The organism is Acinetobacter indicus, from assembly GCF_009914475.1.
Lineage (GTDB): Bacteria > Pseudomonadota > Gammaproteobacteria > Pseudomonadales > Moraxellaceae > Acinetobacter > Acinetobacter indicus.
Window position 1 is genome coordinate 2,620,328 of record NZ_CP045198.1, and the last position, 14,369, is coordinate 2,634,696.

Here is a 14,369-nt window from a genome sequence, read left to right on the forward strand (position 1 = left end):
AGCCTTAGCGTAGGATTTCGCCCTCTCCCGCAAACGACCCCCTTTTATCGGCACTGTTGCAAATAGAGATTTGAGTCGATGATGTTCCCTTTAAAAAGTACTTAGAGACCGAAAACCCTGTTGATTAGACACACTTCACCCTGAGGCTGACCATAATAAAATGACGATGCTTGTCCTTTACGTAGTGCACGCATGACTTCAATACCTTTAATTGTGGCATAAGCCGTCTTCATAGATTTGAATCCTAATGTGGCCCTGATGATCCGCTTTAGCTTGCCATGATCACATTCAATCACGTTATTTTTATACTTAATCTGCCTGTGCTCAAGGTCTGGTGGACATTTACCTTCCCGTTTTAACCGTGATAAAGCACGTCCATATGTGGGTGCTTTATCCGTGTTGATCACTTGTGGAATTTGCCACTTCTTCACATTATTTAAAATTTTTCCAAGAAAACAATATGCTGATTTGGTATTACGTCTAGAAGAAAGATAAAAATCAATGGTATCGCCACGTTGATCGACTGCACGATACAGATAAGACCATCGTCCATTCACTTTTACATAGGTTTCATCAATATGCCACGAGCTCAGATCTGTAGGATTACGCCAATACCAGCGTAAACGTTTTTCTATTTCAGGAGCATAACGTTGAACCCAACGGTAAATAGTCGTGTGATCAACATTCACACCCCGTTCGGCCAGCATTTCCTGCAGTTCACGATAGCTAATGCCATATTTACAATACCAGCGCACAGCCCAAAGAATGATTTCGCCCTGAAAATGCCGACCATGGAAAGGATTCATATGCTGCACCTTTAGCTAAAACAGTCTTCAGCTTACCATTCGTGGTTATTTGCAACAGTGCCGCTGACGCACACCATCGCCCACCGGGTGGGTCGCTATCTGGAACGGCAAGGCCTGCTGGAACGGGATGTCGAAAACAGCTATCTGGCCTCGGATGCGGTGGATGACGACCCGATGACACCCCTGCTGGGGCACTCGATCACTTACCGTATCGCTGTCGGTTCACAGGCGGGGCGAAAGGTGTTCACTTTGCAAACTCTGCCGACCAGTGGTGATCCGTTCGGTGACGGGATTGGCAAGGTAGCCGGGTCCAGCCTGCACGCCGGCGTGGCGGCCAGGGCCGATGAACGCAAGAAGCTCGAACGGCTGTGCCGGTACATCAGCCGCCCGGCGGTATCCGAGAAGCGGCTGTCGTTAACACGAGGCGGCAACGTGCGCTACCAGCTCAAGACGCCGTACCGGGACGGCACCACGCACGTCATTTTCGAACCATTGGATTTCATTGCAAGGCTGGCCGCCCTGGTACCGAAGCCCAGAGTCAACCTAACCCGCTTCCACGGGGTGTTCGCACCCAACAGTCGGCACCGGGCGTTGGTCACGCCGGCAAAACGGGGCAGGGGCAACAAGGTCAGGGTGGCTGATGAACCGGCAACACCAGCACAACGGCGAGCGTCGATGACATGGGCGCAACGGCTCAAGCGTGTTTTCAATATCGACATCGAGACCTGCAGCGGCTGCGGCGGCGCCATGAAAGTCATCGCCTGCATTGAAGACCCTATAGTGATCAAGCAGATCCTTGATCACCTGAAGCACAAAGCCGAAACCAGCGGGACCAGGGCGTTACCCGAAAGCCGGGCGCCACCGGCTGAGCTGCTCCTGGGTCTGTTTGACTGACGAGCCTGAAGGCCAACGATACCAATCAAAATGCTGCGTTCACAGCGCCGCGGCAGGGATCCGCCGTGCTGGTTGTCGGAAAAGGAGCCGCTAGTGGGAAAGAGGAGGGTAAATTTTCAGCGTTGCTGGCTCCCCGTCAGCCGGATTGGGTTGCATCGCAGGGGTGTCGAAAGAGTCAACTGCGGTCCAAAGCTGTTGGACTTGGGTGAAAAGGGCGTTTATTCTTCCTATACGTCGATCGATTGAATGAAGGACATATACAATCATTTCTCCGACATTTGGTTATGGAGCGAAAAGTTTCAATATCTTATCAAAACCAGGCAATCAATGCGATTAAGTTTTATTACGAACGTGTTTTGGGTGGACAACGGAAAACATATTTCATCGAAAGACCAAAAAAAGAAAAAACACTTCCTGTTGTGATGAGTGAAGAAGAAACCATTCGGGTACTACGCGCTATTGAAAACGTGAAACACAAGGCTATTCTGATGACTATTTATTCGGCAGGTTTGCGCATTTCTGAATGTATAAACCTGAAAATAAAAGACATTGACTCCAAGCGCATGCAAATTCGTATAGAACAGTCAAAAGGAAAAAGAGGTCGTTATACCATTTTATCTGAGAAAACATTAATTATTTTAAGAACATACTTTATGGAATATAAACCAAAAGATTATTTATTTGAAGGTCAAAAAGGTGGCGCATACTCAAGCCGAAGTATTCAAAACATTTTTAAAGCAGCTGTTTTAAAAGCAAAGATTCAAAAGGAAGTTACTGTACATACCTTACGACATAGCTTTGCAACGCATTTGCTTGAGAATGGTACGAGTTTACGTTATATTCAATCGTTGTTAGGTCATTCAAGCAGTAAAACAACTGAGGTTTATACACATATTACCACCAAGGGAATGGAACAATTAAAAAGTCCGATGGATTTGTTAGATATATAGAAAGGATTTGTATATTTGAGCAAAACTTAACAAAAAGCACTATGAATATAAATCCTTTTGAGAGAGTAGAAACGAACGGTAAACGGTTGAAAACGGATTTGTCACTGATAATGAAAGGTTTAGCAAAATAAGATATAGTGGATATATACGCCATTTGGCGTATAGCCACTTGTTATGTGCCATTTTTGAATGACAATGCGAATAGATACAGACAAACAAATGAATTTACTTAGTGATAAGAACGTTGCAATAATTGGTGGTGGACCCGTTGGACTGACTATGGCAAAATTATTACAGCAAAACGGCATAGACGTTTCAGTTTACGAAAGAGACAACGACCGAGAGGCAAGAATTTTTGGTGGAACCCTTGACCTACACAAAGGTTCAGGTCAGGAAGCAATGAAAAAAGCGGGATTGTTACAAACTTATTATGACTTAGCCTTACCAATGGGTGTAAATATTGCTGATGAAAAAGGCAATATTTTATCCACAAAAAATGTAAAGCCCGAAAATCGATTTGACAATCCTGAAATAAACAGAAATGACTTAAGGGCTATCTTGTTGAATAGTTTAGAAAACGACACGGTTATTTGGGATAGAAAACTTGTTATGCTTGAACCTGGTAAGAAGAAGTGGACACTAACTTTTGAGAATAAACCGAGTGAAACAGCAGATTTGGTTATTCTTGCCAATGGTGGAATGTCGAAAATAAGGAGCTTTGTTACCGACACGCAAGTTGAAGAAACCGGTACTTTCAACATCCAAGCTGATATTCTTCAACCGGAAATAAACTGTCCCGGATTTTTTCAGCTATGCAACGGCAACCGATTAATGGCGGGACATCAGGGCATTTTATTGTTTGCCAATCCCAATAATAATGGTGCATTGTATTTAGGAATTAGTTTTAAAACGCCCGATGAATGGAAAAATAAAATTCCCTTAGATTTTCAGGACAGAAACAGCGTTGCCGATTTTTTATTGAAAAGATTTTCCAAATGGAGTGAAGTTTACAAACAATTAATACGTTCGGTATCAACATTTCAATGCTTGCCCACAAGGAAATTTCCTTTGAACAATGATTGGAAAAGTAACCGTCCATTACCCATAACAATGATTGGCGATGCTGCTCATTTGATGTCGCCTTTTGCAGGACAGGGTGTAAATACGGGATTATTGGATGCTTTGATATTGTCTGAAAACCTTACAAACGGAGAATTTACAAGTATTGAAAATGCCATCGAAAACTACGAACAACAAATGTTTGTTTATGCAAAAGATACGCAGGACGAATCGACAGAAAACGAAACCGAAATGTTTAGTCCCAATTTTTCGTTTCAAAAATTATTGAATCTATAAACAGTAAGAAAAAACGGCTACTAACAAGCAGTTTTGCAATAGTGGGGCAGAAGTGCAAAATTGAACTTGTGTGCTTCTATCAACTTTTGTACATTAGCTGCCAGTTTAAGATGGGTGCATTTGAGTATGCCCAAAGGAGCCCGCAAGTATGCGCAGGACGAAGCCAGTAGCCGCGCCGATGGTGGCGCGGGTCTATCTGCGCGTCAGCACCGACGCGCAGGACTTGGAACGCCAAGAGGCGATCACTACGGCCGCGAAGGCCGCCGGCTACTACGTCGCCGGCATCTACCGTGAGAAGGCATCCGGCGCACGCGCCGACCGGCCTGAGCTGCTGCGCATGATCGGCGACCTACAGCCCGGCGAGGTGGTCATTGCCGAGAAGATCGACCGCATCAGCCGCCTACCTTTGCCCGAGGCCGAGCGCCTGGTGGCCTCGATACAGGCCAAAGGCGCACGCCTGGCCGTCCCTGGCGTGGTCGATCTATCCGACCTGGCGGCCGAGGCCCAGGGCGTCGCCAAGATCGTGCTGGAAGCCGTGCAGATCATGCTTTTTCGCCTGGCCTTGCAGATGGCCCGCGACGACTACGAGGACAGGCGCGAACGCCAGCGCCAAGGCATTGAGTTGGCCCGCCAGGCCGGGCGGTACAAGGGCCGCCGTGCTGATCCGAAGCGCCGCGCCCAAGTTGTCGCGCTGCGCAAGTCCGGCTACAGCATCAACAAGACCGCCGAGCTGGCCGGGTACAGTGCGGCCCAGGTGAAACGGATATGGGCCGAGGTCAGCCAGGCCGAAGCGAAGCAGCACGGCGCGTTCGTGGAGGACGCATTGACGGAAGCCGATGCCCTGGCCGCTGTCGGCCAGGATGAGCGCCAGGAGGAAAGGGCATGAAGAAGCCGAACCAAGACGACGAGCCGTTTTTCATCACCGAGGAGATTGCGGCCGAAATGATCGCCGGCGGCTATGAGTTCGAGCTGCCGCCCATTCCTTGCACCATCCGCCTACGCGACGTGCTGGAGCGCATGACCGATGCTGAGCTAGCATTGCAGCCGGGCGAGATCGCCGACCAGGAGCGTGAACGCTGCCGGCGCAAGCCGTGTTCAACCTCATGATCTGGTCATGGTATTTTTCATGGCACTGAGCCTGATAGTTCTTGCAAATTGTTGTCACTAAAGGGTTTTGTGTGCTTGTTTACAATCGAGTGGGAGTGACGGGCACTGGCTGGCAATGTCTAGCAACGGCAGGCATTTCGGCTGAGGGTAAAAGAACTTTCCGCTAAGCGATAGACTGTATGTAAACACAGTATTGCAAGGACGCGGAACATGCCTCATGTGGCGGCCAGGACGGCCAGCCGGGATCGGGATACTGGTCGTTACCAGAGCCACCGACCCGAGCAAACCCTTCTCTATCAGATCGTTGACGAGTATTACCCGGCATTCGCTGCGCTTATGGCAGAGCAGGGAAAGGAATTGCCGGGCTATGTGCAACGGGAATTTGAAGAATTTCTCCAATGCGGGCGGCTGGAGCATGGCTTTCTACGGGTTCGCTGCGAGTCTTGCCACGCCGAGCACCTGGTCGCTTTCAGCTGTAAGCGTCGCGGTTTCTGCCCGAGCTGTGGGGCGCGGCGGATGGCCGAAAGTGCCGCCTTGCTGGTTGATGAAGTACTGCCTGAACAACCCATGCGTCAGTGGGTGTTGAGCTTCCCGTTTCAGCTGCGTTTCCTGTTTGCCAGCCGGCCCGAGATCATGGGGTGGGTGCTGGGCATCGTTTACCGCGTCATTGCCACGCACCTGGTCAAGAAAGCGGGCCATACCCACCAAGTGGCCAAGACGGGCGCGGTCACCCTGATCCAGCGTTTTGGATCGGCGCTCAATCTGAATGTTCACTTCCACATGCTGTTTCTCGACGGTGTGTATGTCGAGCAATCCCACGGCTCAGCGCGTTTCCGCTGGGTCAAGGCGCCGACCAGCCCAGAGCTCACCCAGCTGACGCACACCATCGCCCACCGGGTGGGTCGCTATCTGGAACGGCAAGGCCTGCTGGAACGGGATGTCGAAAACAGCTATCTGGCCTCGGATGCGGTGGATGACGACCCGATGACACCCCTGCTGGGGCACTCGATCACTTACCGTATCGCTGTCGGTTCACAGGCGGGGCGAAAGGTGTTCACTTTGCAAACTCTGCCGACCAGTGGTGATCCGTTCGGTGACGGGATTGGCAAGGTAGCCGGGTCCAGCCTGCACGCCGGCGTGGCGGCCAGGGCCGATGAACGCAAGAAGCTCGAACGGCTGTGCCGGTACATCAGCCGCCCGGCGGTATCCGAGAAGCGGCTGTCGTTAACACGAGGCGGCAACGTGCGCTACCAGCTCAAGACGCCGTACCGGGACGGCACCACGCACGTCATTTTCGAACCATTGGATTTCATTGCAAGGCTGGCCGCCCTGGTACCGAAGCCCAGAGTCAACCTAACCCGCTTCCACGGGGTGTTCGCACCCAACAGTCGGCACCGGGCGTTGGTCACGCCGGCAAAACGGGGCAGGGGCAACAAGGTCAGGGTGGCTGATGAACCGGCAACACCAGCACAACGGCGAGCGTCGATGACATGGGCGCAACGGCTCAAGCGTGTTTTCAATATCGACATCGAGACCTGCAGCGGCTGCGGCGGCGCCATGAAAGTCATCGCCTGCATTGAAGACCCTATAGTGATCAAGCAGATCCTTGATCACCTGAAGCACAAAGCCGAAACCAGCGGGACCAGGGCGTTACCCGAAAGCCGGGCGCCACCGGCTGAGCTGCTCCTGGGTCTGTTTGACTGACGAGCCTGAAGGCCAACGATACCAATCAAAATGCTGCGTTCACAGCGCCGCGGCAGGGATCCGCCGTGCTGGTTGTCGGAAAAGGAGCCGCTAGTGGGAAAGAGGAGGGTAAATTTTCAGCGTTGCTGGCTCCCCGTCAGCCGGATTGGGTTGCATCGCAGGGGTGTCGAAAGAGTCAACTGCGGTCCAAAGCTGTTGGACTTGGGTGAAAAGGGCGTTTATTCTTCCTATACGTTGTCGGCAGCGGGCCAAAAAGGAATACGTCCATGCCCATCGAGGTGAAACCGGCTGTGAGCGCGGGTTCAAGCATATAGCCCGACAGGCGCGTATCCTTGCCGATCACGACACGATGGCGGTGGTCACCGCGACGAAAGACACGGCCAGCCGCCATGCCGACGCGCAAGGCGGTTTCCGCCGTCATCGCGCCTTCGTTGGCTTTGCCACGAATACCGTCTGTGCCGAAATATTTGCGCACCATAAGGTCGATTATCCTGTCGTCGGGTCGCCCTCAAAGGGGACATGCCTGCTGAACCGCGAATATAGAGAAATATCCCGAATGTGCAGTTAACGAATTCTTGCGGTTTCTTTCAGCGCCGCCAATACCGCCAGCCCGTCGCGCAAGGGGCGCGGCTCGTGTGTGCGGATGAAGTCAGCTCCACCTGCGGCGGCGGCAAGCTCTGCAGCGAGTGTCGCGGCCCCGACATCCCCCGGACCACGGCCTGTGAGCGCGCGCAGAAAGGATTTGCGCGAAACAGACAGAAGCACCGGCAAATCGAAGCGCAGCCGCAATTCATCGAACCGCGCCAGCACCGAGAGCGAGGTTTCGGGAGCAGCCCCCAGAAAAAACCCCATGCCGGGATCAAGGACAAGGCGGTTGCGTTTGATACCGGCACCCGTCAGCGCCGCGATGCGCGCGTCAAAGAACGCCGCAATGTGATCCATGATGTCGCCAGCGGGTGCCTCGCGCCGATCTGCCTGCCCGTCTTGCACCGAATGCATAACGACGAGTTTGGCAGATGATTTCGCCAATTGCGGATAGAACGCAGCGTCTGGAAAACCGCGAATATCATTGAGATAGGCCACACCACGCGACAAGGCATAGGCTTGCGTCGCGGGTTGATAACTGTCGAGCGAGACGGGAATGCCATCTGCCTTGAGCGCGTCCAGCACCGGCGCGATACGCGCGATTTCTGTGTCGGACGAAACAGGCGCGGCGTCGGGATTGCTGGATGCCGGACCGAGGTCGATCACATCTGCCCCCTCGGCCATCAGCTTACGCGCCTGCGCAATGGCTGCGTCTGGCGCCAGATACCGGCCTCCATCGGAGAAACTGTCCGAGGTTATGTTGACGATGCCGAAAATGATGAGCGATTTATTCATGGGGGCTTCTATAATAATCTCTGTACACGACAAAAATAGATAACTCATTGAAATAATGTCACAATAATTGTTTTCTAACGACGAATACTATGACACATCTCAATGAGTTATATCTTATCTTAAACAAATCTCTAAAATGGAACAAGTCACATTTAAAGTGCTTTGCGCTCATCATGCTTGTGATTATTTTAAAGCAAACATGTAATCTTTCTTCTGCATCTAAAGCCTTGCCCATCAAGTGTTTACCACAATCATTTTATCGACGTATGCAGCGCTTCTTTGCAGGTCAGTATTTTGATTATCGTCAAATTTCTCAGTTGATTTTCAATATGTTTTCATTCGACCAAGTGCAACTGACTTTAGATAGAACCAATTGGAAATGGGGAAAACGAAATATTAATATCCTGATGCTCGCAATCGTTTATCGTGGAATAGCGATACCTATCCTTTGGACATTGCTTAATAAACGTGGAAATTCAGATACGAAAGAGCGTATTGCTTTGATTCAACGCTTTATAGCCATTTTTGGTAAAGACCGTATTGTGAATGTGTTCGCAGACAGAGAGTTTATCGGTGAGCAGTGGTTTACATGGTTAATTGAACAAGACATCAACTTCTGCATTCGTGTTAAAAAAACTTCATTGTCACCAATCATTTAGGAAAGAATCATAAAATTAGTGATTTATTTCGCCATCTTAAAGTTGGTCAAATTGAATGTCGTAAACGACGGATTTTGGTTGGTCGGGTGAAACTATATATAAGTGCACTACAGTTAGAAAATGGAGAGCTTTTACTCGTCGTTTCTCCTCAGTTTAATGCCAATGCTATTCAGGATTATGCATTACGCTGGGAAATTGAAACCTTATTCAGTTGTCTCAAAGGACGCGGGTTTAATCTTGAAAATACGCGCTTGACAGACCCTAGACGAGTGAAAAAATTGATTGCGGTGTTAGCTATAAGCTTCTGTTGGTGTTACTTAACGGGTGAATGGCAACATAATCAAAAAAAAGCGATAAAAATAAAGAAGCATGGACGACTCTCAATGAGTTTATTTCGCTATGGTTTAGACTATGTTCAAATGGCGATTCAGCGTTTAATTGGTTTTGGGAAAAAAGAAGAGTTTAAGGAAATTTTGGCAATTTTAAGAAAGCAGAATCCTGATAGGATAAGGGTTCTGTGAAATTTGTCGTGTACAGAGAAAAAATGGGTAACTGTCAGATCAGGTTTGAGCTAGTACAATTAAAGCTTTATAGACTTCCGCCACCATCAACATTAATTACTTGACCTGTAATGAAGCTTGAATTATCTGAAAGTAAAAATGAAACAGCATTAGCAACATCCTCTGGCGTACCTATTCTACCAAGAGGTATTTTATCTAATAGTGCTTTTTCAGCATCACTTCCTTTTGGTCTAGTCTTTCTGAAAAGTTCTGTTTCAATTGGTCCAGGAGCAACACAATTCACTGTAATACCATAATCCGCTAGCTCTAAAGCCCATGTACGTGTACACCCGACCAAAGCACTCTTCGCGGCAGCATAAGATGTTCTTTCTTTAGAGCCATACATAGCACGACTTCCAATATTAATGATCCTTCCTGAATTTTGTTTCTTTAGATCTTCAATAAAATGTTGCGTAACTTGAATAGCTGTCCGAACATTTAAGTTCCAGACATCATTTAAAGATTCTAAATTAATTCCACCTAAGGGCTCAGGTAGACTAATTCCAGCATTATTAACGATTCCATTGACCTGATAAGAAGCTGAAATACTTTCTAGCACTTCTTGAGTCTGCTCAATATTTTTTAAATCACATTGATATAATTTTCCAGGGAATTCTATATTTTCTATATTTCTTGCAATACCAATAACTTCATTACCATCATCAATTATTTTCTGACAGATTGCTCTACCAATCCCCCTAGTTGCACCTGTTACCAAATAAACTCTTTTCATGTGATATCAACCATCTAACTAAACTAAAAGATACTGAACAATTCTGTCTGGAATGTCCATTCACCTTTAATGCCTATTTATGTATTTAACATAATGGTGGTTATACGCAATAAAAAAACCTGGGCACCAACCCAGGTCTAAAATTTAAAAAACAGATAAATATCAGTGTAATAAACTCATTTTTCTAATTTCGCATAACGTGTATTATGTTAATTTTAGGAAATATTAAAACTAATTTTCAGACTTATCCCACCAACTTTGAGCTAAATCAGTATTTTTAGGAATACCTATACCATCACGATACATAGCGGAAAGACTTCGCATTGCTTTCTTATTACCTAACTTTGCAGCCTTTTCACGAAGTTCAAAAGCTTTATTAATATTAACTTCTATTCCGCTATCTGCACGAGTATATAGATCAGCTAACTCAACCATTGATTCAGAATGGCCATTTTCTGAGGCTTTCTGAAACCACTTAAAAGCTTTTTGGAAATGTTCTAAAGAATCGTTTTTGTCATCATCTTCCATTAATCTAGCATAGGTAACATATCCATCAGCTAACCAAAACATTGCTGCTACATTTCCATTTTCTGCTGATTTAAGAGCCCAAACTTCAGCTTGATTTTCATCTGAATCAACACCATGACCATATAGATAAATCTCGGCTAATTCTAACTGAGCAGAAGTATCTCCATTTTCTGCTTTCGCTAATAAATCATTAGAAAAAACAGGTTCTGCAAATGTTTCCATTGAAAGGCAAACTCCTAAAGCCATAAAAATATTTGTTAATTTATTCAATTTTTAACCTTTAAGCTAAACTGTTAGGCTTGTATATTTTTATATCATACCTAAAAGAAAACTCTAAAATTAGAGTATGTCTTATCTCTATTTAACATAATGGCTGTTATACGAAATGAAAAAGCCTAGACACTAGTCCAGACTTTAAACTTTAAAAAACACATAAAAATCAGTATCATAAACTCATTTTTAGGACTTCGTATAACGTGTATTATGTTAATTTTAGACAATCTTAATTAATATTGATTTGGATGCTCTACATACCATTTAAGATTTTCTTGCGCTTTAGAATCACCTAACTCAGCTAAAGGCTTAATTATTTCTATTGCTTTAGCTACGTTTCTGTTGATTCCTTTACCACGGCTTTGTTGCATAAATATGTAAGCATCTGATTTAAATAAATTTAATTTTGGATCAAAAAATAATCAAAACTTTTAAAATCATATAGTTATGAAATCTTTGTGCAACAAAGCCGTTCAAACTTAATAGGATATTGATTGTGGAAACCGAGAGTTATCTGCTGGGTTAGATGTTCTGAATCTTTAGAAAGAAAGCCAATTATCTCGGAAGATAATTGGCTTGAGCAAAGAGTTTGGCTATCCGCTTATTCGTCGATCATCCCAATAACACGGTACTACAATCAAATTGTTTTCATGTAATCGTGACCATAATCGGACACCTAAATCCCGCTGCATATTTTGGACTGTGAAATTGGAAATCAGCAGGGTAGATTTCATATTGTCATAACGACTATATAAGATCTTATGCACCATCTCCAGGCGTTTTTCATGCCGGTCATGCAGGCCATATTCATCAATCACCAATAAATCAAAACTGGAGAAATGGTCGATAACTTCTTTCTCAGAGCGTGAAGCATCTGACCAGGTATCCATCATTTTTTGAGCGATTTCTGCACTGGTATAGTAGCGTGCAGATTTTGTACTATTATGCAGAATGTTGCGAATAATTGATGCACTCAGATGGGTTTTACCTGTACCCGGTGTACCAATCATCAACATGTTCGGGTTGTGGTCAGAAATAATCTGCTGTGCAAAGGCCTGACATAGTTTGATGGTATCGTCTTGTGCAGGGCATGCAACTACATAATTCTTGAAGCCACGATCCAGGTAACGTTTATTGAGCCCTGAATTTTTAATTTTCTGTTGTAGCAATCGCTGTTGCAGCTCATCTGCATAGGCTGCATGTGAGTGATGGACGGTTTCTTTGGCACACAATTTACAGAGCCTGTGACCGGCGATTTCCATCAGGGGTATATGATGGGTAGGGCAGAGTGTTTCTATTGTTTCTGCGCGAAACTGGAGTGTTTTAAGCATGGTATTCATGGCTGATCTCCTAAATCCATTTTGAATTTTCTAAAAAACTCTCATTTTTTTCTTCAAAATTTGAAGATGAAGATGAAGATGAAGATGAAGATGAAGATGAAGATGAAGATGAAGATGAAGGGCATGATTCAAGCATGGCTTGAGTAATACTCGAGCTCTTCTCAGGAGCTGCTTGAGCATTTACTTTTCGTTGCTTGGTTGATGCTTGAGCATTACTTGCGGATTTATTCCAGCGTGCTTGAGCTGCATTTTTAGCTTTATCAGATTTCATTTGCTGATTTTGCAATGCCTGGCTTTTTAAACTGGTTAAAAAACTTGAATGAATCTGCTCAGACTCGACTTCAAACAATTCCAGAGCCATCAGCGTATTCAACAAAGTTTTAGCCTTGGTGTGCTGAGGTAATTTCGTGATGCTACATACAGTAGCTAGGTCATGAGGGATGGCACCATTTTTCCAGAAATCCATCATTAACAGCAGTGCCGCACCAATTTGTTCTGCCGTCATTCGTGCAAATTTTGCCTGTAGGTCGCCAATATAGAGTGGCATCCAAATTGAAATATCTTTATGCATGTGTTCACCTTTTTATAGATATAGAGGGGCTAAGGTCATCGATTGGATGACCTTCTGTCTGTGTTTGTTTTATTAGTGAGCGAGACTCATTAAGCGGAGACGGGCCTGTTGGGCCAAGTCATCGTAATGGGCTTGCCCTTCATCCAACATTCGCTGTAACCAGAGTCTCAACGCCTGGTGATCATCGAAGCATTTGTTGATCTCCAGCAAAAATGCCAGATTGTGCAGTTTGGGAATGTGTAGCTCATGGATTAATTCACGAGCGACCATATCTGCTTCAGGACTGACGACCACACCACCAAAGAAAGCTTTACTATTCATGTGCAAGCTCCTCTGTATTTAGTTTTTCCAGCATGGCTTCAAAAGCACTGCCATCGCGACGCGTAACATTGGGGATGTAACGGCTATAGACCCGGAATAGCATTTCAGTCGTTGAATGCCCCAATTGACGTGCGATCCATTCCGGATTCTCTCCCGCCGACAGCCAGAGTGTTGCTGCGGTATGACGTGTTTGATAGGCTCTTCTAGGCTTCAATCCTAGAAAGCGCAAGATCGGATGCCAGACACGTTTATTCACCAGACGGTAATCGAGAGGTCCACCGTCACGATTGCAGAATACAAACTCTGATTTGCCATTATTTAAGCTTTTCTGTTGTAGGAAGGCCTGATAAACCCGATCACTCATTTGGATGGTACGGTCAGAACCATAAGTTTTGGTTCCACCAAGCACACCATTCACTAACGCTTCTCTGATATGGATTTCACGACGTTGTAAGTCGATATTTTTCCATTGCAGACCATCGATTTCACTGGTACGCATACCCGTAAAAAAGCGAATGGTGTAATAGGGGCGGAAATCTTCACGCACTGTGGTAAGAATTTTATGCACCTCTTCCAGAGAAAAAGGTGTGACTTCAATCTTGCTTTCCTTCAGATTGTTAATATTTTTATAAGGCGACTCAAACTCGTATCGTTCAGCCGCATCATTGAGTATCATACGTAAAGGCGTCATGATTTGATTGATCCTCGATGCTTTTAGACTTGTCTGATCTTTTCCGTGTGTCACTTTGGCGAGAGAGGCACGGAAGTTCAGCAAGTCTGACTTCTTGATTTTCGAGAGAACCTGATTACCAAAAGCAGGAATCAAATAGTTTTTGATTACAATTGAAACCTTTTGCTGGTATGAGGTTCTCCATTCAACTTGTTTCTGCTTAAACCACAATTCAGTAAACTCTTTAAAAAGAGGAACCCTAGTTTGTACAGCGATTTGCTGACTTCTTTTTTCCTTAAAATCATCGACACGTTTACTTTTTGGAAAGTACTTTTCGTATTCAAAAGTGCCCAGTGTGATTTCTGCCTCAAGCTGTTCGAGACGTTTTTTCAAAATGCGACGGTTATAGGCATTGTCTTCAAGATTGGTTGTTTCTCTGCAACGAATGCCCATGTAGCGAAAGTCGGCAATCAGTTTGCCACTTCGTTCCCGGATGGTAGCCATCAGTTAAACCTCC

The 14,369-nt window shown here is 45.9% G+C and carries 16 protein-coding genes and 1 pseudogene; 7 read left to right on the forward strand and 10 right to left on the reverse strand.

Annotated features, from left to right (window positions below):
- Nucleotides 1-101: 101 nt before the first annotated feature.
- Complete coding sequence (locus GA693_RS12875) at nt 102-806, reverse strand: IS6-like element IS1006 family transposase (RefSeq protein ID WP_001067784.1); 705 nt, start codon at nt 804-806, stop codon at nt 102-104.
- A 63-nt stretch (nt 807-869) separates the two neighbouring features.
- On the opposite strand from GA693_RS12875, the pseudogene GA693_RS12880 reads away from it, so the two are divergent.
- From GA693_RS12880 to GA693_RS12910, 6 genes and pseudogenes are all read left to right on the forward strand, one after another.
- Nucleotides 870-1,700, forward strand: a pseudogene (locus GA693_RS12880) (IS91-like element ISCR2 family transposase); the annotation flags it as partial.
- 284 nt (nt 1,701-1,984) lie between these two features.
- Nucleotides 1,985-2,650, forward strand: a complete 666-nt coding sequence (locus tag GA693_RS12890; RefSeq protein WP_168400355.1) for a tyrosine-type recombinase/integrase — start codon at nt 1,985-1,987, stop codon at nt 2,648-2,650.
- Between the two features lie 189 nt (nt 2,651-2,839).
- The gene (locus tag GA693_RS12895; RefSeq protein WP_024160783.1) at nt 2,840-4,006 is read left to right on the forward strand and encodes a tetracycline-inactivating monooxygenase Tet(X3); all 1,167 of its coding nucleotides are present in this window, start codon (nt 2,840-2,842) and stop codon (nt 4,004-4,006) included.
- Nucleotides 4,007-4,154: 148 nt separating this feature from the next.
- Nucleotides 4,155-4,892 carry a recombinase family protein gene (locus GA693_RS12900; RefSeq protein WP_001366550.1) on the forward strand — a complete coding sequence of 246 codons (738 nt, stop codon included), beginning with the start codon at nt 4,155-4,157 and terminating at the stop codon, nt 4,890-4,892.
- The gene (locus GA693_RS12905; RefSeq protein WP_000743213.1) at nt 4,889-5,113 is read left to right on the forward strand and encodes a hypothetical protein; all 225 of its coding nucleotides are present in this window, start codon (nt 4,889-4,891) and stop codon (nt 5,111-5,113) included. The genes GA693_RS12900 and GA693_RS12905 overlap by 4 nt, the downstream gene beginning before the upstream one ends.
- A gap of 210 nt (nt 5,114-5,323) precedes the next feature.
- On the forward strand, nt 5,324-6,817 hold the full coding sequence (locus GA693_RS12910) for an IS91-like element ISCR2 family transposase (protein WP_001120888.1): 1,494 nt from the start codon (nt 5,324-5,326) through the stop codon (nt 6,815-6,817).
- Nucleotides 6,818-6,992: 175 nt separating this feature from the next.
- On the opposite strand, the gene GA693_RS12920 is transcribed toward GA693_RS12910, so the two are convergent.
- Both GA693_RS12920 and sul2 read right to left on the reverse strand, forming a co-directional pair.
- A complete protein-coding gene (locus GA693_RS12920; protein WP_000251875.1) occupies nt 6,993-7,295 on the reverse strand; it encodes a phosphoglucosamine mutase in 303 nt (100 codons plus the stop codon).
- Nucleotides 7,296-7,381: 86 nt separating this feature from the next.
- Nucleotides 7,382-8,197 carry a sulfonamide-resistant dihydropteroate synthase Sul2 gene (sul2, locus tag GA693_RS12925; RefSeq protein ID WP_001043260.1) on the reverse strand — a complete coding sequence of 272 codons (816 nt, stop codon included), beginning with the start codon at nt 8,195-8,197 and terminating at the stop codon, nt 7,382-7,384.
- An 89-nt stretch (nt 8,198-8,286) separates the two neighbouring features.
- Here sul2 and GA693_RS12930 point away from each other — a divergent pair.
- Nucleotides 8,287-9,377, forward strand: a protein-coding gene (locus GA693_RS12930) for an IS4-like element ISAba1 family transposase (RefSeq protein WP_085940648.1) whose coding sequence is annotated in 2 segments (ribosomal slippage) — nt 8,287-8,827 and nt 8,827-9,377 — 1,092 coding nt in all. Because the reading frame shifts where the segments join, the coding sequence is not laid out codon by codon here.
- A gap of 67 nt (nt 9,378-9,444) precedes the next feature.
- On the opposite strand, the gene GA693_RS12935 is transcribed toward GA693_RS12930, so the two are convergent.
- From GA693_RS12935 to GA693_RS12965, 7 genes are all read right to left on the reverse strand, one after another.
- Entirely contained in the window at nt 9,445-10,149 is a 705-nt protein-coding gene (locus GA693_RS12935; protein WP_160241742.1) for an SDR family oxidoreductase, read from the reverse strand.
- A 231-nt stretch (nt 10,150-10,380) separates the two neighbouring features.
- Nucleotides 10,381-10,899, reverse strand: coding sequence for a tetratricopeptide repeat protein (locus tag GA693_RS12940; protein WP_160243721.1), 519 nt, complete (start codon nt 10,897-10,899; stop codon nt 10,381-10,383).
- Nucleotides 10,900-11,183: 284 nt separating this feature from the next.
- The gene (locus tag GA693_RS12945) at nt 11,184-11,321 is read right to left on the reverse strand and encodes a hypothetical protein (protein WP_160241741.1); all 138 of its coding nucleotides are present in this window, start codon (nt 11,319-11,321) and stop codon (nt 11,184-11,186) included.
- Nucleotides 11,322-11,543: 222 nt separating this feature from the next.
- The gene (locus GA693_RS12950; protein WP_160241740.1) at nt 11,544-12,290 is read right to left on the reverse strand and encodes an ATP-binding protein; all 747 of its coding nucleotides are present in this window, start codon (nt 12,288-12,290) and stop codon (nt 11,544-11,546) included.
- A gap of 10 nt (nt 12,291-12,300) precedes the next feature.
- On the reverse strand, nt 12,301-12,861 hold the full coding sequence (locus tag GA693_RS12955) for a DUF1376 domain-containing protein (protein WP_160241739.1): 561 nt from the start codon (nt 12,859-12,861) through the stop codon (nt 12,301-12,303).
- 72 nt (nt 12,862-12,933) lie between these two features.
- Nucleotides 12,934-13,182, reverse strand: coding sequence for a hypothetical protein (locus GA693_RS12960; protein WP_004895356.1), 249 nt, complete (start codon nt 13,180-13,182; stop codon nt 12,934-12,936).
- The gene (locus GA693_RS12965) at nt 13,175-14,356 is read right to left on the reverse strand and encodes a site-specific integrase (RefSeq protein ID WP_160241738.1); all 1,182 of its coding nucleotides are present in this window, start codon (nt 14,354-14,356) and stop codon (nt 13,175-13,177) included. The genes GA693_RS12960 and GA693_RS12965 overlap by 8 nt, the downstream gene beginning before the upstream one ends.
- Nucleotides 14,357-14,369: the final 13 nt, after the last annotated feature.